A 23,761-nucleotide genomic window follows, 5' to 3' on the forward strand; every position below is an offset into this window, starting at 1 on the left:
TAGCTAAACCGTTAACGAAACCTCAAAATAACACATAAAAAAAACGAACTCTCACGAGTTCGTTTTTTAATTTATAAGTAATCTATTAAAACCTATTCAGGTAAACTTGCTCCACTAGCAGCAACAGATCTATCAATTTTACGCATTAAACCTTGTAATACTTTACCTGGTCCAACTTCAATAAATTCAGTTCCACCATCTGCAATCATTGCTTGTACACATTGCGTCCATTTTACTGGCGCAGTTAATTGAGCAATTAAATTTTCTTTTATTTCATCTGGACTTGTAACCGCTTTTGCTACCACATTCTGATAAATAGCACATATAGGCTTGCTAAATTCAGTTGCCTCAATTGCAGCAGCTAATTCAGCTCTTGCAGGCTCCATCATTGGCGAATGAAATGCACCACCAACAGGTAATAACAAGGCTCTTCTTGCTCCTTTTTCAGTTAAACCTTCACACGCTTTTTCAACAGCAGCAATTTCACCAGAAATAACTAATTGTCCAGGACAATTGTAATTTGCTGCAACCACTACTCCATCAATTTCTGCACAGGTTTCTTCCACAATATGATCTGCCAATCCTAAAACCGCTGCCATGGTAGAAGGTGCAAATTCACACGCTTTTTGCATTGCCAAAGCACGTTTAGAAACCAATTTTAATCCATCTTCAAAAGTTAAAACTCCGTTAGCAACCAAAGCAGATAATTCTCCTAAAGAGTGTCCTGCAACCATTTCTGGTTGAAAAGAATCTCCTAAAACTTTCGCTAAAATTACAGAATGTAAAAAGATTGCTGGCTGCGTAACTTTCGTTTCTTTTAATTGCTCAGCAGTTCCTTCAAACATAATATCTGTAATCGAGAATCCTAAAATTTTGTTTGCTTTTTCAAAGTATTCTTGCGCTAATGCAGACTTTTCGTATAAATCCAATCCCATTCCTGTAAATTGCGCTCCTTGACCCGGAAAAATATATGCTTTCATAAAATATGTATTTTTGTAACTATTTATTCTTTTAATTATTGGCAAAAATAATCATTTTTATTGGAAGCTAATCCCGCTTTACACACTCGCTTTTTTGTAAAAACAAAAAGAGCTCAAACAATTGCTTCAATCGGGGCTAAACTTGTTAAGAAACTTCCTTTAAAACTAAAAACAACAACATAACTTACACCATTTTAAAGCAACAAAAACCTCCTTTAACTCTAATTTAACTAATTTCGAACTCTTTTTTGTAATCAACTTAAAAAGGTTTCGTCTATACCTATAGAAATTACATACAATGAAAAAAATACTTTTAACTTTAGTGGCTATTTTTACTTTATCGCAAGTAAATGCACAAACATCCATTTTTAACAGCTTATTACAAAAACACGTTACCAAAAGCGGCGTTGTAGATTACAAATCATTAAAAAGCGATGAAGCTAAACTAGACAACTACCTTTCTTATTTAGAAAAAACGATACCAGCGAGTTCTTGGTCAGAAAATAAACAAAAAGCATTTTGGATCAATGCTTACAACGCATATACTATCAAAATTATTTTAGAAAATTATCCGCTAAAAAGCATTACAGATATCAAACAAGGTGGAAAAACTGCTTGGAAAATTCCTTTTGCAAAAGTGGGTGGAAAAACATATACGCTAGATCATATTGAACATGAAATTTTACGTAAAAACTTATTTGATGCAAGAATTCATGTAGGTGTAAATTGTGCTTCTGGTTCTTGTCCTAAATTAGGAAATGTAGCTTTTACAGAACAAAATGTAGAAGCAACTTTAGAGCAATTAATGAAAGATTTTGTGAACGACAGTTCTAGAAATAAAATCTCTGAAAAGAAAGTTCAAATTTCTTCAATTTTCGATTGGTTTAAAGTAGACTTCACCAAAAAAGGGTCTGTTATCGACTTTTTAAATAAATACTCAGAAACTAAAATTAGTCCAAAAGCTAAAATTAGTTACTTAAAATACGATTGGACTTTAAACGGAAAATAGTACTTTTATTTTTCATTTAAAATAAAACAAAACAATGTCTAAAAACTATTATGACGCATCCGATTTAAGAAAATTCGGTAAAATTACAGAATGGAACGAAGAACTTGGAAACAAATTCTTTGACTATTATGGAAAAGTTTTTGAAGAAGGCGCTTTAACGGCTCGCGAAAAATCTTTAATCGCTTTAGCCGTAGCCCACACAGAACAATGTCCTTACTGTATAGACGCTTATACAAAAGACACTTTACAACGTGGTGTAACCAAAGAACAAATGATGGAAGCAATTCATGTTGGAGCTGCAATTAAAAGTGGCGCAACTTTAGTTCATGGAGTTCAAATGATGAATAAAGTAAATAAATTAGAAATGTAAGCAGAGAACCAATTTTTGCTCTTCAGCAAAAATTATGTGAATCGCTTATACCCACGAAAGTGGGTATCTATAAGTTTAAGTGAATTTTGCTTTTTAGCAAAATTTTAGAGATCGCTTATCCTGAGTTTTTTACGAAGGATCTCATGAATAAAATTGGAGTGAATCGCCTTTACTGAGAAAAGCTCTTTAATAAAATAAATGTCTCATCGAGCGCAGTCGAGAGGTAATATTTAGGTCTCGACTGCGCTCGACCTGACAGAATTAATATATGGCTACAAAATCATTAAAAGCAAGAAATAACGATATTGCAAATACGTCTCGTCAAATGGAAATTCTTTCTAGCGGAATTTTCGCAAACGGAGAATTACCAACATTTGCAGCAAAAATAAAAGAAACAGGTCATTTTCCTTTACGTCCTAAAAAATTAGAAATTCTACAAATAAACTTAGGCTACATGTGTAACCAAGTTTGTGAACATTGTCATGTAGATGCGGGTCCAGATCGTAAAGAAATTATGACCAAAGAAACCATGCAACAATGTTTAGATGTTATAAAAAAAACAGAAGCGCATACGTTAGATTTAACTGGTGGAGCACCAGAAATGAACCCTAATTTTAGATGGTTTGTAGAAGAAGCTGCCAAAGCAGGAATTAAAGATTTTATTGTACGTTCTAATTTAACAATTATTAGAGCCAACAAAAAATATTACGATTTACCAGAGTTCTTTAAAAAACACGGAGTTCATATGGTTTCTTCTATGCCTCACTGGACGCGTGGAAAAACAGACAAACAACGTGGAAATGGTGTTTTCGATAAATCGATAAAAGCATTGCAAGAATTAAATGCTATTGGTTATGGTTTAGAAGGTTCTGACTTAAAATTAGATTTAGTTTATAATCCTTCAGGGGCATTTTTACCTGGAGATCAAATGGCTTTACAGAACGATTTTAAAAAGGCTTTAAAATCTGAATTCGACATCGACTTCCATCAATTGTTTGCAATTACAAACTTACCAATTAGTCGTTTCTTAGATTATTTAATCGCTTCAGAGAATTATGAAGATTACATGCATTCTTTATTAGATGCATACAATCCGACAGCTGTAGAAAACGTAATGTGTACAAACACAATTTCAATTAGTTGGGATGGTTGGTTATTCGATTGCGATTTTAACCAGATGCTAAACTTAAAAGTTGCAAGTAAAGTAAAACATGTTTCTGACTATAATGAAGAGTTATTACAAGACAGAAATATTATTATCAACCAACATTGTTACGGATGTACTGCGGGCGCAGGAAGTAGCTGTCAAGGAGTTGTTGCGTAATTTATGAATAAAAAAACTGCCATATTAATTTTTGCAAATTCTGCAGAAAAAGAAGTAGAAAGAAAATCGTTTCTTTCTGCGGATGTTTTTTCTGCACTAAATGCACAAACCTTAAAATTGGTAGAAAAATCTGGAATAGCATATTTTCTTATTTCAGAAAAACAACAAACAGGAACTTCCTTTGGAGACCGTTTTTCCAATGCTATTCAAGGTGTTTTTAACAAAGGTTTTGATAACGTAATTACCATTGGTAATGACACGCCACATTTAAAAACACATCATTTAATTGATACTTTACAACAACTAGAAACCAAAGAGTTAATTTTAGGCCCTTCTAGAGATGGAGGTTTTTATTTAATGGGAATTCAAAAAGCTCATTTTGATAAAGAAAGTTTCATCAAATTACCTTGGCAAACCAATCGTTTGCACAAAAGTATTGCTAGCATAGCAACTAGTAAAAATTTAGAAATTCAGTTTTTAGAATTGCTAAATGATATTGATTCAAAGGAAGATATTCAATTTATCTTAGATAGTTTTAAAGCGATTCCTTTATCAATCTTAAAACTTTTACAAAAAGTATTCTTCTCAATTAAAATCGCTTTTTTTAAAGTTGATTTTTCTACACTACAAACTTCATTTTCTAAGAACTTTAATAAAGGTTCGCCAATTATTTTTGCGTAATAAATTTTCAGAATTATTATTAATAACACAGATCTCTTTTAACACAGTTATAAGATTTCGTTATTAAATAAAATGATTCTCGACTCCGCTCGAACTGACAACAGTTTAGGCTAAAAATATTTTTACACAAAAATTATCACTAAATGAAACACATTTACATGTGGATTTTGTTGCTGTTTACAAGCATCAGTTTTTCGCAAACAACAATTACAGGTACCATTACAGATAAAAATACAGGAAAAGAAATACCTTACGTAAGTATCTCTTCATCAACCAAAAATGGTACAACTTCTAATTTAGACGGGTTTTATTCTATTACTATTTTAAAGGATGATCAGTTTTTAACTTTTAGTTCTTTAGGCTATAAAACTCAAAGAATAAAAATAGAAAATAAAACAAAAATTGACATTCAACTTACTGAATTAGAAACTAGTTTAAATGAAATTGTTGTTACTGCTTTAGGTGTAAATAGAAAGACAAAAGAATTAGGTTATGTGGTTCAAGAAATAAAAGCCAAAGAGTTATCAGAAGTAAAAACGCCTAACTTTTTAGATAATTTATCTGGTAAATTAGCCGGAGTTACTATTTCTCAGGGAGCAACCGGAGTGGGCTCATCATCAAAAATAACCATTCGAGGAGAAGCTTCTTTCTCTAACAACAATCCGCTTTTTGTGGTTGATGGAACTCCGATAAACAACAACACTGTTTTTAACTTTACAAATGAAGCTGCAGCTGGTTTTCAAGAAATAGATTTTGGAAACGGCGCTATGGAAGTAAACCCAGATGATATTGAGTCTGTAACTGTTTTAAAAGGACCAAGTGCTGCTGCATTGTATGGTACAAGAGCTTCTAACGGAGTTATTGTGATTAAAACAAAAGACGGTAGCAAGAAAAAAGGATTGGGAATTAGCATCAATTCTTCGATTACGTTTGATACTGCTTTTCGTTTGCCAGAATTCCAAAATACATACGGACAAGGACAAGGCGGTGTTTTTGAATATGTAGATGGTTTAGGTGGCGGAACAAGTGATAATATTACCTATTCTTGGGGACCAAAATTAGATGCTGGAAACTTAATTCCGCAATTTGATTCTCCTGTAACTTTACCAGACGGAACAGTTGTTCGTGGTGGAGATACTGCTTTATATAATGACCTATCGATTACTCCAACTTTATTTAAATCGAACCCAAATAATTTAAAAGATTTTTATCAAACAGGTGTTACCACTATTAATAATATATCTATTACAGATACTTTTTCTGGAGGTTCTTACAGGTTATCATTAACCAATTTAGATAGCGAATCTATCATTCCGGGTGTAAATCTAGACAGAAAAACAGCGGCTTTAAAAATGAATTTTAATCCGACTGAAAAAACAAAAATTGCTACTTCTTTAAACTATGTAAATTCTAGTAGCGATAATAGACCCGCAAATGGTTATGGAAGCGAAAATGTAAACTATTCTTTGGTTGCTTGGGGACCAAGATCTTTAGATATTAATAACTTAAAAAACTATTGGCAACCAGGTTTAGAAGGTGTACAACAATATTCTTTTAATTATACTTTTTTCGATAATCCGTATTTTATATTAAATGAAAACACCAACTCTTTTAACAGAGATCGTCTTTTTGGTAATATTGCTATCAACCACAAATTCACAGATAGACTAAGTGTTTCTTTACGTTCCGGAATGGATTATTCATCAGAAAAAAGAATCTTTAAACGGAATTTTAGTTCTAATCGTTTTCAAAACGGAGCTTATGCAGAACACGATGTTTTTTACAGAGAAATAAATACCGATTTCTTAATTAATTATAAAGACAATTTTGGCGATTTTTCTTTTGATGCTTCTTTTGGAGGAAATAGATTAGACCAAACAGCATCCACAAAACAATTACAAACTACCAATTTAGCACAACCTGGAATTTTTAGTTTAAACAACGCTGCATCTCCTATCGAAGCTTTTCAGTTCGATTCTAAAAAGAGAATTAATTCTTTATACGGAATTGCAAAACTGGGATATAAAAACTATTTATATGTAGATATTACAGGAAGAAATGATTGGTCTAGTGCATTGGCAACTCCTTTTTCTGTAGACGGCACATCCTTCTTTTACCCATCTATTTCTTCAAGTTTTATTGTATCAAACTACACAAAATTACCATCAATTATTTCTTTTGCTAAGATAAGAGCAAGTATTGCTCAGGTTGGTAATGACACCAATCCGTATCAAACATCGGGTGCTTTTGTATCACAAACAACCTTTGACGGACAACCAACTTTTAGTAATCAAAATTTTATTCCGAATGCAAATCTAAAACCAGAATTAACTACTTCGTATGAGTTTGGTACAGATATACGCTTCTTTAAAGACCGTTTAAATATCGATTTCACCTATTATAATGCAACGACTAAAGATCAAATTATTTCATTACCAATTCCTATTTCATCTGGTTACAACCAACAAGTTGTAAATGGCGGAGAAGTAAATACAACCGGTGTTGAAATTATTTTAGGAGGAACACCTATTAAAACGTCTAATTTTAAATGGAATACTACTTTTAACTTTGCAACCAACAAATCTGTTATTCATAATTTACCTCAAGATGATGGACGTTTAACCTTGGCCTATAGTAGAATTTACGATAGCGCAAACCAAACTGTTTGGTTTCAAGTAGAAGAAGGCGGACAAATTGGAGATTTATACGGAACAGGATATCAAAAAAATGAAGAAGGTCAATTTCTTTTAGATGATGATGGCCGTTTTATTGCCGATAATGATTTGATTAAAATTGGTAATTACAATCCAGATTTTACTTTAGGATGGAACAACTCATTTAAATATAAAGATTGGAACGCAAGCTTCTTATTCGATTGGAGACAAGGTGGTGAAATTGTTTCTAGAACACGTGCTTTAGGTAACGTTGGCGGTCAATTAGCAGAAACGGCAAACAGACCAACTGAAGGAATTATTGCACAAGGTGTAAATGTAAATACCGGGCAACCAAACGCTGTTGCTGTTTCTGCAGAAAGTTATTACAGACAATTTTACGACAGAAATCACGAAGAAAATAATATTTATGATGCTTCTTATTTAAAGTTACGTCAGTTCTCTATTGGCTACACATTAAATTTGGACGAAGGTTTTTTAGGCTTAAGAAACACCTCTACAATGAACTTTTCTTTTATTGGAAACAACTTATTTGTAATTACCGAAAATCCACATTTTGACCCTGAACAACTAGCCGTTCAAGGAAATGGTTTTGTTAGTGGAGTTGAAGATTTAAGTTATGCTTCTAGCAGAAGTTTAGGTTTTAAAATAGGTTTTGATTTTTAAAAAAAAGACAATGAAAAAAATTATATATACAATTGCAATTTTTGTTTTTATAGCTACAAGTTGCACCAATGGTTTTGAAGATTTAAATACCAACCCAAACGCACCTGTTGCTGTGCAACCAAGTTTGTTGTTAAGACAAGTTATTTACGACTTTGGCGAAAATATGAGTTATGAAGGTTTTGTTGCTGGAGATTTATTAGCACAACACAGAACCGCTTTAGATTTTAATTTATTTGACAGACACGATTTAAAAAGTCCGCAATTGGGCGGAAATCCTTGGCCAATATTTTACACAAATTTGCGTGATAATGAAATCATCTTAAAGCAAGCTCAAGAAACACCTGCTTTTGCAGTTTATGAAGGTCCTGCGTTAATTTTAAAAGCCTATATGGCTGCTGGTTTAACAGATTTATTTGGTGATGTTCCCTACTTTGAAGCCTTTAACGGAATTGAAGGAACGGTTACTCCTAAATATGATTTACAAGAAGACATTTATCAAAATGAAAACGGAATTTTAGATAATCTAGACAAAGGAATTGCTGCTATAAATGCCTATGCTGGTTCTATTCCTTTAGAGGGCGATATTTTATATAATGGAAATTTAGACTCATGGATACAATTTGCAAACTCTTTAAAAATTAAATATTTAGTGCGTATTTCTGGTAAAGTAGATGTTGCTGCTCAATTACAAACGATTTTTACAGAAGGTAATTACATTAAAAATAATAGCGAAAATGCAGTTTTCGATTTTACAAACTCAGAACCAAACAGTTTTAGATTGGCACAATTAAGAGTTGGTGATTTTAATAATTTTGTACTTTCTGAAACTATGGATGAAATTCTGTCTGATTTAAATGACTCTAGATTTGAAACCTTTTTCAGACCTTTTTCTAATGCTACTTCTAATGAATTTAATGGTTTATTAAACGGAATTGACGCATCATCAACATCAGTTGCTTTGTCTGATTATTCTTTAGCAGGAACCATTTTTAGAGAAGACACCTCTACATTAGATGCTAATTTCATGACCGCTTGGGAAACGAATTTCTTGTTAGCAGAAGCTGCCCAAAAAGGCTTTATTACAGCAAATGCAGAAACATTATACAATACTGCCGTTACACAAGCTTTTGAATATTGGAACACCAATTTACCTGCAACGTATTTAACTCTAAATGCGAATTACAATACTGTAGGAAAATCACATTTAGAACAAATTATCACTCAAAAATGGATCGCTTCTCTTATTAACGGATATGAAGGTTGGGTAGAATATAGAAGAACAGGTTTTCCTGCTTTAAAATCAATATCTGCAAGTTTAAATAACGGTGTAATTCCTGTTAGAATGCCGTATCCTGCGGAAGCAGCATCCTTAAATATAGAGAATTATAAAGTAGCAGAAACAGCAACAAACGGAAACAGTCTAGACGTAAAAGTTTGGTGGAACGAATAGAAAAATATGGATGTAATTAATTGGCAATGGGTTTTAATAATTTGTTCAAGTGTAACCTTGTACTTTTTATCGCCGCTCGCAAAAACCACAGATCAGTTTTTTAAAGCTGTACACAAAAAGAAAGCGCCCAATACTTTGGTATTAACCGGGAGCTTAATTATCTCTTGGATTTTTGCGAAAAGCATTACCAATGCAGCAAATTTAGGTTTGTCTTTTGGGTTGGTTGGTGGTGTAGCGTACGCTGGTTATTACCTATCATTTGCCGTTGCAGGTATTATTATTTATCAATTAAGAACCAAAGGAAATTTTAAAAGTATTCATCATTTTTTAACAACTAAGTTTGGTAAAAACGCCATGGCAATCTTTTCGGTATTGATTGCTTTTCGTCTTTTTAATGAAGTTTGGAGCAACACCATGGTTATTGGTAGTTACTTTGGAGCGCAAGGAACTAGCGGTTATTATTGGGCAATTATCGTTTTTACTTTACTAACATTATCCTACGCCTTAAAAGGCGGATTGAGTAGTTCTATTTTTACAGACGTCATACAAATGGTATTATTTTCTGTTTTATTGCTCATTATTTTAGGAACAATTTTTACTACGGATGATTTTTCTACTGCACAAATTGTTAGTTCAGGAACTTGGAGTTTCGAACTCGGATTAAACCTCTTTTTTGCTGCAATTATACAATCTTTTAGTTACCCTTTTCACGATCCTGTTTTAACCGACAGAGGTTTTATTTCATCCCCAAAAGTAACAAGGAAAAGCTTTTTATGGGCAAGTGGTTTAGGCGCAATTTGTATCGTGTTATTCAGTTTAATTGGTGTGTATGCGCAAACAAAGGGAATGTCTGGACAAGCAGCTGTAGAAGTTGGTAAAGCGTTTGGAGTGGTTATTTTATTAGTCATTAACTTTATTATGATAACCTCTGCAGCCTCTACTCTAGATTCTACATTCTCGTCTTTTTCTAAGCTAATCGCTATTGATTTAAACATCAAAAAAACGGTTTCCTTCGGAAGAATTACCATGATTATCGTTGCTGTATTAGGAACAATTCCGGTGTTTTTAAATGCTGAAATTTTATCGGCAACTACAATCTCTGGAACCATGGTTATTGGCCTCACTCCTATTTTTATATTTTGGAAAGTAAAAGTGCCAAGAATCAGTTTCTATTTAAGTGTTTTCTGCGGATTAGTTTTCGGATTTTTTCTCATTTTTGATATTTTCCCAGAAGCATTCATCTTTACAGAAGGAAAATACGCCTCTTTATTGTGGGTAAATATTTGGGGAATTTTAAGTTGTATCATTTTATACTTTATACCAACATGGATCAAAAAATAGCCGATTTAGGTAAAATATCAGGTAAAACTTTACTTTTTGGTGGAGTTTACAGCAATTTACAAGCTTTAGAAACTTTAAAACAAATTGCCGAAAAAGAAAATATCAGTCCAGAAAATTGTTTTTGTACTGGAGATATTGTGGGTTACTGTGCACAACCAGAAGAAACCGTACAATTATTTAAATTGTGGGGCGCAAAAAGCATTGTTGGTAATGTAGAAATTCAGTTAAGAGAAAATGCAGAAGACTGTGGTTGCGATTTTAGAGAAGGTTCTCGTTGCGATGGTTTTTCTCAACTTTGGTATCCGTATGCACAAAGTAAATTGTCTGAAAACTCTTTAGATTTTCTAAAAACATTACCTAATAATATCCGTTTTGAATATGCTAAACAGCAAGTAACTGTAGTACATGGTTCTTATTTTAATGTGTCAGAATTTATTTTTAAGTCTACAGATTGGGCAATAAAACAACCAAATTTTGAAGCGACAAATAGCGATGTAATTGTTGCTGGCCATTGTGGATTGCCTTTTTATCAACAAGAAAAAGAACAACTTTGGTTAAATCCTGGAGTTATAGGAATGCCAGCAAATAACGGAACTCCATCTGTTTGGTATGCTATTTTAGATGATTCTAAAGAAAACTTTAACTTTACACATTACACGTTAGATTACAATTATAAATTAACCAGTAAATTAATGCAAAACGGTTTACTACCCGAAGAATATTCTAGAACCATTATTACAGGAATCTGGGATAATACCGAAATTTTACCACCTATAGAAAGTGGTTTACAAGGCTTCGGAATTCAATTATAAAAGTGGAATATTAACTTGAAGTGTTTGATCGACTTCTGTGAAAATTAAAAAAAACAAACTTAAATGAAGAAAATATGCATCCTTTTTTTACTGATATCTTCTACCGTTTCTGCACAAAAGAAACTAGATAAATTACTGAATAAATTCAACAAAAATAATGTTCCATACATTTCTGTAGATACTTTAACAGCAACAAAAGCTATTTTATTGGATGCTAGAGAAGAACAAGAATATAACGTTAGTCATTTAAAAAATGCAATTCTTGTTGGTTTCGATGATTTTAATATCAATGAAACTTTAGAGAAATTACCAACAGATAAGAATGCTAAAATTGTAGTGTATTGCTCTCTTGGAATTCGTTCTGAAATTGTTGCAGACAAATTGATTAAAGAAGGTTACACCAATGTTTTTAATCTATACGGTGGAATTTTCGAGTGGAAAAACAACAATTTTAAAGTAATGGATACCTTGGGTAATACGACAGAAAGAGTCCACGCTTTTAATAAAGAATGGGGTAAATGGTTGAAAAGAGGAGAAAAAGTTTATTAAAAGAGTGACAGTAAGCAGTTGAAGTATTCAATACCAACTCAATTAAAAAGCACAAATATCATTTCGACAATAGGAGAAATCTATTTTCAATTCAAAGACTCCTCAATCGTTCCTCATTTCGGAATGACAAAATTAAAAAAAATGAATAAAAACCTATTATTAATCTTTACTAGAAATCCTGAATTAGGAAAAGCAAAAACACGTTTAGCCAAAACTGTTGGAGATGAAACTGCTTTAGAAATTTACAAATTCTTACTAGAAAGAACCAAAAATGTTTCATCAGAAGTTTCTTCTGACAAAGCGGTTTATTATTCCGTAAAAATTAGAGAAAATGATATCTGGGATGCAAATATTTTTCAAAAACACCAACAAGTTGGAGAGGATTTAGGTATTAGAATGCTAAATGCGTTTAAAAATGGATTTGATGCTGGTTATGAAAAAGTAATGATTATTGGTAGTGATTTGTACGATTTATCATCAGAAAACATAGAAAAAGCATTTACAGCATTAGATAAAAATGAGGTTGTAATTGGACCTGCAATAGATGGTGGTTATTATCTTTTAGGCATGAATTCTTTGCATTCGTCCGTTTTTAAAAATAAAAAATGGGGTACAGAAACCGTTAGACAAGATACTTTAAACGATTTAAAGAAGCAATCTGTGAAATTATTAGAACTAAAAAACGACATAGATGTATATGAGGATATCTTAGATATTCCAGAAATTATGTCAACGTTTATTAATCCTAAATAGTTTTATATGAAAACAACATTACTTTCTTTATTTTTTGCTTTAATATTTTCACAAACCTACGCTCAATGTAATGAGTATCTTAGCGGTTTTGGAAACAATCCATCTACTCCTGCTTATAATATCTCTGGAGATGTTTCACTTATATTAAACACAAACAACACCATTACCTTAAACTTAGCGAGCAACTATAATACTGCTTCCGGACCAGATGTTAGAGCTTTTTTAGTAGCATCTAATGGAATTTCTGATGCCGATTTAGCGACAACATTAATTTCAAATTTAAATCATTTTGAAATTGGTTTGACACAATCAAATGGTCAACAAACCTTTACCGTTGCTATTCCTGCTGGAAAGGACATCACAAAATTTGATAAAGTTTTCTTTTACTGTTTACAATTTGATCACTTTTGGGATTTAGGTACTTTTAATAATTTTACAACTTCTAGTTGTAGTGTTTTAGATGTTGATTCTTTTGCTATTGATAGAATTAAAGTTTATCCAAACCCTACAAAAGATAAAATTCAGGTTTCAAATATTGATGGTAATTCTACTGAAATTCGTATTTTTAATGTTTTAGGAAAACAAGTATTTCATCAAGCTAAAATATCAGAAAAAACCATTGATGTATCTTCTTTTAACAAAGGAATTTATCTGGTTAAAATTGATATTGATGGAAAATCTAAAACACAAAAATTAGTCATACAGTAAAAAACCTTATTGCAAGGACACGAAGCAATCTTATGATTAATAGTGAGATTACTTCATTCGTACCTCTTTCGTAATGACAAAAAAATAAACATGAAGCAACAACAATTACAAGAAACCATCGATTTTTTAAAATCAAACGGAGTTACAAATCCAGAAATAGGAATTGTTTTAGGAACAGGATTAGGTAAATTAGTTGATGAAATTTCAATTGAAAAAGAAATTTCGTATTCTGATATTCCAAATTTCCCTGTGGCAACGGTAGAGTTTCATTCTGGTAAATTAATTTACGGAGAATTATCCGGAAAAAAAGTAGTGGTTATGGCAGGCCGTTTTCATTTATATGAAGGTTACAATGCTTGGGAAGTTACCTACGGAATTAGAACTATGCACGGTTTAGGTATTAAAAACTTATTAGTTTCTAATGCCGCAGGAGCCATTAATCTTACTTATAAAAAAGGAGATTTAATGCTGATAAACGATCATATTAATTTACAAGGAAGTTCTCCTTTAGCATTTAAAGGAGCCAATAATTTTGGTAATATTTTTGCAGATATGTTAGAACCCTATTCTAAAGAAATGAACGCTAAAATTAGTGCAATTGCCAAAGAACAAGGTATTTTATTACACGAGGGTGTTTACACGAGTGTTTTAGGACCTCAACTAGAAACCAGAGCAGAATATAGAATGTTGCAAATTTTAGAAACCGATGCTGTAGGCATGAGTACTGTACCAGAAGTTATTGTTGCCAAACAATTAAACTTACCTTGTGCTGCTATTTCTGTTTTAACGGATGAATGTGACCCAAAAAATTTACAACCTGTAGATATTTCAGAAATTATTGCCATTGCGGGTAAAGCAGAACCTAAAATGATTGCATTATTTAAAGAGGTCATTAAGGTGTTGTAAGCTTAATTATAAAGTTCAGACCCTTCAGGTTTTTAAAACCTGAAGAAGATTTCTCATCAACATAAAGTAAAATGAACAAATACCTAGACATTATAAAAAACTCTTATTCCGATTATTGGAATTACGTAAAACAGTCCGTTTTAATGGAATTGAATTGGGAGAATTATTTCTACGGATTAATTATTATTTCATTGGTTGTTTGGGGCTTAGAGGCTATTTTCCCTTGGCGAAAAAATCAATCTTTATTTAGAAAAGACTTTTGGTTAGACACGTTTTACATGTTTTTTAATTTCTTTTTATTAAATTTAATTGTACTTATTGCGTTGTCTAATTCGGCAGCCCAATTGTTTAATGACATTTTAGGCTTGGTAGGTTTATCTATTGCTAATTTTCAATTGTTAGAAATTAATAAGCTACCATTTTTTGCTCGTATTTTTATCTTTTTTATTGTGGTTGATTTTGTACAATGGTGGACACATAGATTGCTTCATACTTTTGAATTTCTTTGGAATTTCCACAAAGTACATCACTCAGTAAAAGAAATGGGCTTTGCCGCACACTTGCGTTATCACTGGATGGAGCCTGTAGTTTACAACTCTTTAAAATACATTCCGTTAGCAATTATTGGTGGTTTTTCTGCACAAGATGTAGCCTTTGTTCACTTTTTTAACATTTTTATAGGGCATTTAAACCACGCAAATATTAATTGGGATTATGGCTGGTTAAAATATATTTTAAATAACCCCAAAATGCACATTTGGCATCACGTAAAAGAATTGCCAGAAGACAGAAAAAATGGTGTAAACTTCGGAATTACATTAAGTATTTGGGATTATATTTTTAAAACAAATTACATTCCGTATTCTGGTAGAGACATCGAATTGGGTTTTGAGGGTGATGAAAAATTTCCGAAAAACTTTATTGAACAAGAAGCATATCCTTTAGGTAAAAAGTAACCCTTTTTGTATTTTTATCCCCTTTTAAAATCATAAATATGAAATATCTAAGAATACTATTTTTACTCCTTTCTGTACAAGTTTTTGCACAACAAGGTGGTATGTGGATTCCCTCGCTTTTAGAAGGAATGAATGAACAAGAAATGACTTCTTTAGGAAGTAAATTAAGTGCTAAAGACATTTACGATGTTAACAATTCTAGTTTAAAAGATGCTATTGGGCATTTTAATGGAGGTTGTACAAGTGAAATTATTTCTCCTAAAGGATTAATATTAACAAATCATCATTGTGGTTTTGGTCAAATTCAAGCTCATTCTACTTTAGAAAACGATTATTTAAAAGATGGTTTTTGGGCTATGAACCTAAAAGAAGAACTACCAAACCCAGGTTTATATGTTGAGTTTATTGTGCGTATAGAAGATGTAACAGATAAGGTTCTTAAAGACATCAATGATTCTTTAACTGAAAAAGAAAAACAATCTATCATTACAAAAAACAGTAATGCTTTACAAAAAACTATCAGCAAAGAAGCTTGGCAACAAACCAAAGTAAAATCATTTTTTCAAGGAAATCAATTCTTTTTATTTGTTACAGAACGCTTCGAAGACATTCGTTTAGTTGGTGCACCTCCAACAAATATTGGTAAATTTGGTAGCGACACAGACAATTGGGTTTTTCCTAGACATACAGGAGATTTTTCGATGTTCAGAATTTATGCTGATGCCAATAATCGTCCTGCAAAATACAGTAAAGACAATGTCCCTTATACACCTAAACATTTTTTACCTATTTCTTTAGATGGTGTAGAAGAAGGAGATTTTACAATGGTTTTTGGTTTTCCAGGAACAACAAATGAATACTTACCTGCTGTTGCTATAAAACACATTACAGAAGAATACAACCCAACAAACATTGCTATTAGAGAAGCTGCTTTAAAGGTAATTGATGCTAAAATGAAATCGAGTGATGCTATTCGTATTAAATATGCATCTAAACAGGCGAGAATTGCAAATGCTTGGAAAAAATGGATTGGAGAAAACTTAGGTATCAAAAAAAGTGATGCTTTTGAAAAAAGGCAAGCCTTTGAAGCTTCATTTACAAAAGCTTTAGCAGAAAAAAACTTACTAGAGAAATATGGTACTATTCTTCCTGAATTTGATAGATTGTATAAAGATTTTGCTCCTATAAATATTAAAAGGAGAAATTTTATTGAAGTCTTTTTAGTTACAAATGAGTTAATGTCTATGACATTTAGAGCCTATCAATTTGAACAAGCCATTACTAAAAACCCAACCTCTTTTGATAAAGCAAAAGCGTCTATTGTAAACACTTTAAAAGGGATTCATAAAAATTATGATGTTGGTGTAGATAAAGGTGTCTTTAAAAACGTAATGCCTTTTTTTAATAAAAATGCTGATGCAAATATTTACGATAAAACAGCTTTTACACACCTAGATGCTGCTTTAAATTTATTTGATGGCAATGCAAAAAAAGTGCTTAAAAAGTTAAATAAAGATGCTGCATATCAATATGCAAAACCAATGATTGAAGCATTTTACAATGCTATTAACAAAGAGTATCAACTAAAAAACGAACCCATTGTAGCTTTACAAAAAACCTATATGAAAGCTTTAATGGAAGTGTTGCCAAATGCACGTTATTTTCCGGATGCAAATAGTACATTACGTGTAACTTATGGTCAAGTTAGAGGATATTCACCAAGAGATGCTGTCTATTATAATCCTGTTAGTTATTTAGATGGAGTTATAGAAAAATACATTCCTGGTGATTATGAGTTTGATGTTCCAGTAAAATTACGTGAATTATACAAAACAAAAAATTACGGACAATATGCAGATAAAAACGGTAAAGTTCCTGTTTGCTTTTTAGGCACAAATCACACCACAGGTGGTAACTCAGGAAGCCCTGCAATAGATGCAGAAGGAAACTTAATAGGTTTAAATTTTGATAGAGTTTGGGAAGGAACCATGAGTGATATGAACTACGATCCAGAAATTTGTAGAAATATTATGGTAGATGTAAGATATGTATTATTTATTGTTGATAAATATGCTGGTGCAACTCACTTAATTGATGAAATGACCTTAGTACATCCTAAGAAAAGTAAATAAAATATTTTATTTAAAAATTCAATGTTTTAAATCCCGAAATAATCTGTTGATTGTTTCGGGATTTATATTTATGAGATACTAACAATAAGCGTTGTCTTACTTATTTCTACCTAATTCATTAGGATATAAACTTGGTAAATTATCACTTTGAAAATATGCTTTTGTATCAATATTAATTCCAGTAACTCTTCCTTTAAAAGCAGCACCTGTATCAACATTCCAAACATTATCAATATTCATTGGATAAGGCTCATTATAATTGGTTGTTGGCGTATGCCCAATGTAAATTTCTTTATAGTGTTGTATTCTTTTAGGATAAAAGATAGAATCTTTCCCTATGTTTTTGTCCATTGCCAATAACATTTCCCACAAAGATCTATCTAAATAAAATAATGCTTCAAATTGCTCTCTTTCTACTCCATGCATAGAAGTAAAACCAGCATGTAAAAACAATCTATTTTCTGTATCTATATGGTATAATGGTAAATTATCGAAAAAGAGAATATGTTGTTGTTTTTCATCTGCAGAGAAGCCCTCATAACTCTCTATAGTTTCTTTACCTCCGTGTAAAAACCAAGAAGGATTTACATCGTTGGAATCTTTTAACCAATTTTCACACCAAACATCATGATTTCCTTTGATAAAAACACAATTGAATTTTTCTGATAAATTGATTAAAAACTGAACAACCTGAGCAGATTCACTCCAACCATCTACATAGTCTCCCATGAAAATAATTTTATCTCCTTCTTTTAATTCTAGTTTGTTTAAAACCTGAATTAACGCTTTTAATCCACCATGAATATCACCAATTGCAAAAGTTCTCATCTTAATTTTATGTTTTTTGCAAAATTAAGTCTTTATCTTTAAGATGCAGGAAAGTTATATTAATTTTAGATTAAAAATATTGACCAATACCAAAAACCAAACCTCCTTTAGATTGCCCCGGATTGTTAGAAACCCGAAAACCATAATCTATTCTAAAAGTAGCGTTGTATATTTTTTTACTGATAAAACGCAAACCCAAACCAGAATAAACCCTTACATTTTCACTTTTTAAAAAATCATTTAATTGCCCTCCTGGATTTCTCCAAGAACCAAAATCTGTAAAAACATTGGTCTGAATTGTTAACCATTTTTTATCATAAATACTATGTCTATATTCTGTATTCCATACAAAACTACCTGTACCTCTATCTACTAAAATCCCTACTCCACGTAAATTCACATTATTATCTAAAGCAAAAGGTGCAAATGGTGTTTTTTGATTTGATGATAAACCAAAACGCAATCTGTTTGCCCAATTTCCTTTTTCTGCGATTCTTTTATAGTAGAAAAAATCATTCCAAGCAATAAAAAAACTATTCTGATAATTATTTTTGGTAGCAACATATTGTGCATACAATGTACTTTTAAAACCACTAACATATTGATAATAATAATAATCTAAAGCATCATAATTATAGACCAATTTAAACAATGCTTTATCTAAATCTATAGGAATTGTAGGTATTGATGCATCTGTATCACCAGATAAATATTGATATTTTTCATTAAAGAAATTAACACCGAAATTTAATTCGTTTTTTAAATTGATTTGATACAACCCTAAGACTTCAAAAGAAATATTATTATATAAATAGTTTGCCGATTTTTCTCCAAAATACAAAGGCTCTTCACTTTTCCAGTTTTGATGATTTAATGCTAAACCCCATTTTCTAGAAAATAAATTTGGGGCCTTAAAATTAATGGCATAAGAATCGAAACCGTTGTTTTGATAAAATCCACCAAAGGTGATATTTCTTCCTAAAAAATTATAATCATACAATCCTAATTTATAAGAAAACTGCTGATTTGTTGTAGTCCAAAAATTAACTGCTGGAATAATTGTAAAGTTTTCTTCGATATATATACGAACATTATAAAGATTCTCTGTTTCAGGAACCACTTTATAATAAGCATGACTAACAGCGGGTAATCTTTTTAAAAGAATAATGTCTTTTTCTATAGATGCAGAATCTAAAACAATTCCTTTTTTTGTTTGTATCAGCTTATGAATAAATGATTCATTGATCCTCTTTATTCCTTTAATTTCAACATCAACAATTGTATTCTCTTGTGAGAACAACAATGATGAAATGGATAAAAAAAGAAAAAAAAAGCTGTTCTTAAAATTCACTATTCTACTATAAAAGATTCTTGAATAACCAAATTTACCCAATTATCTTCACTTATCCCCATTACAGTTACATTATATTCGTCATCAAAAATTAAATCTGCCGGAGTTTCTAGGTTTATTTTAGCAATTACATTAGTATCTATATAATATTGAAATGTATTTTCTTCTGTAAATGTTCCAGACAAAAAGGTACTTCCACTATCTGTAATGACCTGTAAATAATTGGTGCTTTCTTTATACTTTCCGTCTACCCAAGTAAACTTCGGTTTTAAGGTTTCCGGAAAATCGATAGTAATATCTGTTAACCATTCTGTAGGTCTGTTTACAATTTTAATTTTTACAGGAGCAGATTTGTATAATTTATCACCAACAACAAAAGTAACAATACACCAACTTTCTTTTGTATCTGTTCTAGAGTACCTTCTAAGCTCACCACCATAAACAGCTCCGTCTGATAAGTTTTTTCTTCGATACTGAGAAAAATCGTTTTCATCTACATCTAAATCATCGGTTTCATAATATCGCATATCAGAAGCTCCCACTAAATGATCATAATATATATATGAAAGACTTTCAGATTCACTAGCACTTGCTGCAAAGGCCGTTGCTTTTTCTAACGTTTTTTCTGAATTAAAATCTAAATATTCTTGTAAATTTCTTGGAATAAATGTTTCTTCGATTACAGTATTTACCCAATTGTCGGCACTAATTGCCATCATGGTAAAAAGATACTCGGTATCTTCTACTAAATCATCTGGAGTTAATGGTGTGTTGATATTAATTTCTACATTAGAAATATCAAAGTATTGAAATGTTGCATCTAAAGTATACGTGCCAGAAACAAATGCATCATCTTCTTCTTTAGAAATTGCTTCAAAATAAATGGCATTATCGGTAACACCAAAATCAGACCAAGTGAATGTTGGTTTTAATGTCTCTGGAAATTTAATCGTTACTTCGTCTGTCCAACTTGTTGGATTTGTTGCATTCTTTAAACGAATTGGGTTCGATTTATACAATTCTCCATCTAACAAATACGTAACCAAACACCAGTTTTCATCTTCTCCTGTTCTGGTAAATCGTTGTAATTTTCCATCAAAAACCTCTGTTAATGTTACGTTTTCCCTTCTATAATTAACAAAATCTAGCACATCATCTATATTTAAACTATCTGCTTCATAATATCTAATATCTGTTGCTCCTTCTTCTGGCGCTACATAAATATAAGTAGTACTTGCATCACCATCAGCACTGGCTGCATAGGCAAAAGTTTCTCCTAAATTATTTGATGAGGCCTCTATATATTCTTGTAAATTTCTAGGTACGGTAATATCTGTATCTTGTGTACAAGAAAAAAGACAAAAAGCAATAAAAATGGTAAGCAACAAATTTTTAATGGTCATGTATTCTTAAATTTTAATAGTCATAATTGGCAAGGTAGAATGATTTGCGATATCTTCTGTAATACTTCCTGCAAAAATATGAGATAATCCTTTTCTGCCATGTGTAATTACAGAAATTAAATCTGCACCAACAGCATTCGAAAAATTGAGAATTCCTTTTTCTATCGTTCTATCACAAACATAATTTACATTTATCATTCTATCTACATTCCCTTCTGCCTTCATTAAAAAATTATTGGCCAATAAAGCCATTTCCGAGGTTGTTTTAAATTCTTCATTAGGCAAGTTTACATATAAAATATGCTTACGTGCATTTAAAAAATCTAACGCTTTTAACAAGTCTTTAAAAGCAGGAATACTTTCTTCAGAAAAATCTGTAGCCACTACAATATCTTCAAAATCAACGTTTAGCAATTCGTTTTTAACCACCAAAACCGGTGCTTTAGAATATCTTACAACCTTTTCTGTATTAGATCCTACAAAGAAATCTTTTAACCCCGTTGCTCCATGAGAACCTATTACCACTAAATCTGCTTTTATTTCTTCCGCAATAACATTTACCTCGCTAAAAACTTTAAAACGTTTGATGATGGGTACCACTTTTACCTCTGCTAAATAATCTTTCTTTAAAAAATCTTTAAATTTCTTTTCTGCAAGCTTTAAAAAAAAGATAGCTTGTTCTTGTTGGTAATTTTCACTTTCTGATAAATATACATCTTGCAAATCTAACATGTGCAAGGCGTACAAAGTAGCATTATGCTTTTTAGCTAATAACGAAGCTGTTTTTAGGGCATATTCAGAGTGAATTGAGAAGTCTACTGGTACAATTATATTTTTCATAATGGTGAATTTTTAGGTTATGAATACAAATTTAAAGGCTAAATATAGAATTACATAGGATATTCGTCATATTTTTAAAAATCTATTTTTGCTGATATAACTTTCTAAGTACTAATTCTGCTGGCTTATTTTGAGGTGTAAATCTATTGTCATTTACTCCACCAACTTTATCATGTCTATGAAACCATTTCCAAACAAAACCTCCAGCAAACCAATCTTCTTTCCAAAATTGGTTATGTATTGCTTGTAAACCATTTACTTGTGCTTGTAAATTTACATTACCTTCTACCCTATTGGCATCCCAAGGTTCTTTTCCTGTAAAATCTACACTTCTGTACCCAAATTCTGTAAATAAAACGGGTTTGTTATATTTTTTTTGAACACTTTTAACTTCTTCTTTATGAGGCTTCCAGCCATTTTCTAAATCCTTTAAAGTTGGTGATTTTTTATCGCTTAAGGGAAAATACGCATCAATACCTATAAAATCTATGGTATCCCAAAAAGGTACACGTTTGTATTCGTCCCAATTTGCAGCATAGGTTAATTTTCCTTTATATATTTTTCTGATTTCTTTAATAAGATTTAACCAATATTGAGGTCTGTTCATCACAAACTTTTCTAATTCTGTACCAATACAAAGGATGCTTGCATTAATTTGTTCGGCAGATTTTGCGTAGGCCAGTATAAATTCTGAATATGATTTTTCTAAAACAGCCCATTTTTCTTCAGAATCCATTTCTATATGCCCAGTAAATTGTCCATGACCAACCCAAATTTGAGGTTTTACCATGATTTTTACACCATTTTTCTGAAATTCGCTGGCATATTGTAATAAACCACTTCTGGTTTCACCAAACCATTGCCTACTTGTATTGTGCTGTACTTTTGGTGATGATAAATCTCTTATAAAGCCAAAAGGCATCAATGCAACATAATTGCCTTGTGCCTTTAAAACCGAATTGGTATGTGTGGTATCAATTTTATCTCTAGATGCCACAAAACTTAATCCGTTTATTTTTTTCTGTTGACTATTGCACGATAACTGTATGAATATCAGCAATAAAAAAAGGAGTTTAGATGTTTTCATAAAGCCCCTAAAATAGTTTTTTATTAAAACAAAGCTCTTAAACCAATGTTAAAACTTTGTCCTAATCCGGTATCATTTCCTCTAACAAATTTACTATACAAAGCTTCAATATTTAAAGTGTTATTTAATTGATATTTTCCTCCAAAACCTAACGCGGTATAATCTTGTGTAAAATCTCCAAAACGTTGAGAATGTTGTACAAAACCTAAAACGGTAGACTTATCTGACGGAAAATAACTCATAAAAACACCCGGAGCAACTACAAAAGTATTATTAGCAAAACTATCTTCTGACCCAAAGTTATACTCTGTTGCTAATTCTGTAAACAATTGCCATTTTCCGCTTGGTAAAGTATAATCGTAGAAAAATCTATTTTGAAACATATAAGCCGTTTGATCTAAATAAACACCATTTCCATCAGATTCTTCTTTATTAATAGGGATATGAAAAGCACTTTGTATAGAGAAATTACCTACACTTTCAATTGGCTGCCATTTTATTGCAGGAGCAAAAGAAGAAAGTCCTTTTCTAGAGTTAACATCGTTTCCTAAACTAAAAACAGATGTAGCACTTTTACCGTTTCTTGTATTAGATCTATACTCTAATAACAAACCAACATTTAAACGATTGTTGTCTGATACTCCTGTAAAAATATCTAAAGTACTTGTAAAAAAGTTAGAGCGTCCGCTTGCATCTAAAGAACTTTTTCCACTAGAATTGGCAGATCTTGTTTGGGTATACAAACCATTAAAAAACTTAATATCCCACTGTCCTTTATTTAATAATTTAGAAGGTGTGTAGGTTTGAATATTACTTTTAGAAGTGTCTTCTTCTTGAGCAAAGGCACTTAAATTTAAAACTAAAACTGCTGCTAAAATAGCTTTTGATATTTTTTTCTTCATTACTTGGTTGATTCTATTTATTGATAAAAATTTTTAGATAA

General features: G+C 31.5%; 21 protein-coding genes. 14 read left to right on the forward strand and 7 right to left on the reverse strand.

Annotated elements, in window-relative coordinates; all coding sequences use genetic code 11:
• Positions 1-92: 92 nt before the first annotated feature.
• Positions 93-980, reverse strand: coding sequence for an ACP S-malonyltransferase (gene fabD / locus WHD07_RS07140; RefSeq protein WP_343330605.1), 888 nt, complete (start codon positions 978-980; stop codon positions 93-95).
• A 298-nt stretch (positions 981-1,278) separates the two neighbouring features.
• On the opposite strand from fabD, the gene WHD07_RS07145 reads away from it, so the two are divergent.
• The 14 genes from WHD07_RS07145 (at position 1,279) to WHD07_RS07210 (ending at position 17,309) form a co-directional block, all read left to right on the forward strand.
• On the forward strand, positions 1,279-1,989 hold the full coding sequence (locus tag WHD07_RS07145) for a DUF547 domain-containing protein (protein WP_343330606.1): 711 nt from the start codon (positions 1,279-1,281) through the stop codon (positions 1,987-1,989).
• Between the two features lie 34 nt (positions 1,990-2,023).
• On the forward strand, positions 2,024-2,359 hold the full coding sequence (locus tag WHD07_RS07150) for an arsenosugar biosynthesis-associated peroxidase-like protein (RefSeq protein ID WP_343330607.1): 336 nt from the start codon (positions 2,024-2,026) through the stop codon (positions 2,357-2,359).
• A 268-nt stretch (positions 2,360-2,627) separates the two neighbouring features.
• Complete coding sequence (arsS, locus tag WHD07_RS07155) at positions 2,628-3,683, forward strand: arsenosugar biosynthesis radical SAM (seleno)protein ArsS (protein ID WP_343330608.1); 1,056 nt, start codon at positions 2,628-2,630, stop codon at positions 3,681-3,683.
• 3 nt (positions 3,684-3,686) lie between these two features.
• The gene (locus tag WHD07_RS07160) at positions 3,687-4,364 is read left to right on the forward strand and encodes a DUF2064 domain-containing protein (RefSeq protein ID WP_343330609.1); all 678 of its coding nucleotides are present in this window, start codon (positions 3,687-3,689) and stop codon (positions 4,362-4,364) included.
• Positions 4,365-4,507: 143 nt separating this feature from the next.
• Entirely contained in the window at positions 4,508-7,702 is a 3,195-nt protein-coding gene (locus WHD07_RS07165) for a SusC/RagA family TonB-linked outer membrane protein (protein ID WP_343330610.1), read from the forward strand.
• Between the two features lie 10 nt (positions 7,703-7,712).
• Positions 7,713-9,152 carry a SusD/RagB family nutrient-binding outer membrane lipoprotein gene (locus WHD07_RS07170; protein ID WP_343330611.1) on the forward strand — a complete coding sequence of 480 codons (1,440 nt, stop codon included), beginning with the start codon at positions 7,713-7,715 and terminating at the stop codon, positions 9,150-9,152.
• Positions 9,153-9,158: 6 nt separating this feature from the next.
• Positions 9,159-10,493, forward strand: a complete 1,335-nt coding sequence (locus WHD07_RS07175; RefSeq protein ID WP_343330612.1) for a sodium:solute symporter — start codon at positions 9,159-9,161, stop codon at positions 10,491-10,493.
• Positions 10,478-11,305: a metallophosphoesterase family protein gene (locus WHD07_RS07180; RefSeq protein ID WP_343330613.1), complete on the forward strand. Its 828-nt coding sequence runs from the start codon at positions 10,478-10,480 to the stop codon at positions 11,303-11,305. The genes WHD07_RS07175 and WHD07_RS07180 overlap by 16 nt, the downstream gene beginning before the upstream one ends.
• A gap of 63 nt (positions 11,306-11,368) precedes the next feature.
• Complete coding sequence (locus tag WHD07_RS07185; RefSeq protein WP_343330614.1) at positions 11,369-11,854, forward strand: rhodanese-like domain-containing protein; 486 nt, start codon at positions 11,369-11,371, stop codon at positions 11,852-11,854.
• Positions 11,855-11,995: 141 nt separating this feature from the next.
• Complete coding sequence (locus WHD07_RS07190; protein ID WP_343330615.1) at positions 11,996-12,607, forward strand: TIGR04282 family arsenosugar biosynthesis glycosyltransferase; 612 nt, start codon at positions 11,996-11,998, stop codon at positions 12,605-12,607.
• Positions 12,608-12,613: 6 nt separating this feature from the next.
• Positions 12,614-13,315, forward strand: a complete 702-nt coding sequence (locus WHD07_RS07195; protein ID WP_343330616.1) for a DM13 domain-containing protein — start codon at positions 12,614-12,616, stop codon at positions 13,313-13,315.
• A 90-nt stretch (positions 13,316-13,405) separates the two neighbouring features.
• Complete coding sequence (locus WHD07_RS07200) at positions 13,406-14,221, forward strand: purine-nucleoside phosphorylase (RefSeq protein ID WP_343330617.1); 816 nt, start codon at positions 13,406-13,408, stop codon at positions 14,219-14,221.
• Positions 14,222-14,292: 71 nt separating this feature from the next.
• Entirely contained in the window at positions 14,293-15,177 is an 885-nt protein-coding gene (locus tag WHD07_RS07205; RefSeq protein ID WP_343330618.1) for a sterol desaturase family protein, read from the forward strand.
• A 38-nt stretch (positions 15,178-15,215) separates the two neighbouring features.
• Positions 15,216-17,309 carry a S46 family peptidase gene (locus WHD07_RS07210; RefSeq protein WP_343330619.1) on the forward strand — a complete coding sequence of 698 codons (2,094 nt, stop codon included), beginning with the start codon at positions 15,216-15,218 and terminating at the stop codon, positions 17,307-17,309.
• Positions 17,310-17,405: 96 nt separating this feature from the next.
• On the opposite strand, the gene WHD07_RS07215 is transcribed toward WHD07_RS07210, so the two are convergent.
• The 6 genes from WHD07_RS07215 to WHD07_RS07240 all read right to left on the reverse strand — a co-directional run bounded on the left by WHD07_RS07215 (position 17,406) and on the right by WHD07_RS07240 (position 23,720).
• Positions 17,406-18,137: a metallophosphoesterase family protein gene (locus WHD07_RS07215; RefSeq protein WP_343330620.1), complete on the reverse strand. Its 732-nt coding sequence runs from the start codon at positions 18,135-18,137 to the stop codon at positions 17,406-17,408.
• A gap of 70 nt (positions 18,138-18,207) precedes the next feature.
• Complete coding sequence (locus WHD07_RS07220) at positions 18,208-19,437, reverse strand: outer membrane protein assembly factor (RefSeq protein ID WP_343330621.1); 1,230 nt, start codon at positions 19,435-19,437, stop codon at positions 18,208-18,210.
• Between the two features lie 50 nt (positions 19,438-19,487).
• Entirely contained in the window at positions 19,488-20,891 is a 1,404-nt protein-coding gene (locus WHD07_RS07225; RefSeq protein ID WP_343330622.1) for a hypothetical protein, read from the reverse strand.
• 6 nt (positions 20,892-20,897) lie between these two features.
• Positions 20,898-21,731 (reverse strand): universal stress protein, encoded by an 834-nt coding sequence (locus WHD07_RS07230; RefSeq protein ID WP_343330623.1) that lies wholly within the window; start codon positions 21,729-21,731, stop codon positions 20,898-20,900.
• 82 nt (positions 21,732-21,813) lie between these two features.
• Positions 21,814-22,818: a glycoside hydrolase family 113 gene (locus tag WHD07_RS07235; protein WP_343330624.1), complete on the reverse strand. Its 1,005-nt coding sequence runs from the start codon at positions 22,816-22,818 to the stop codon at positions 21,814-21,816.
• Positions 22,819-22,841: 23 nt separating this feature from the next.
• The gene (locus tag WHD07_RS07240; RefSeq protein ID WP_343330625.1) at positions 22,842-23,720 is read right to left on the reverse strand and encodes a hypothetical protein; all 879 of its coding nucleotides are present in this window, start codon (positions 23,718-23,720) and stop codon (positions 22,842-22,844) included.
• Between the last annotated feature and the right edge of the window lie 41 nt (positions 23,721-23,761).

The organism is Polaribacter staleyi (assembly GCF_038024045.1).
Lineage (GTDB): Bacteria > Bacteroidota > Bacteroidia > Flavobacteriales > Flavobacteriaceae > Polaribacter > Polaribacter butkevichii.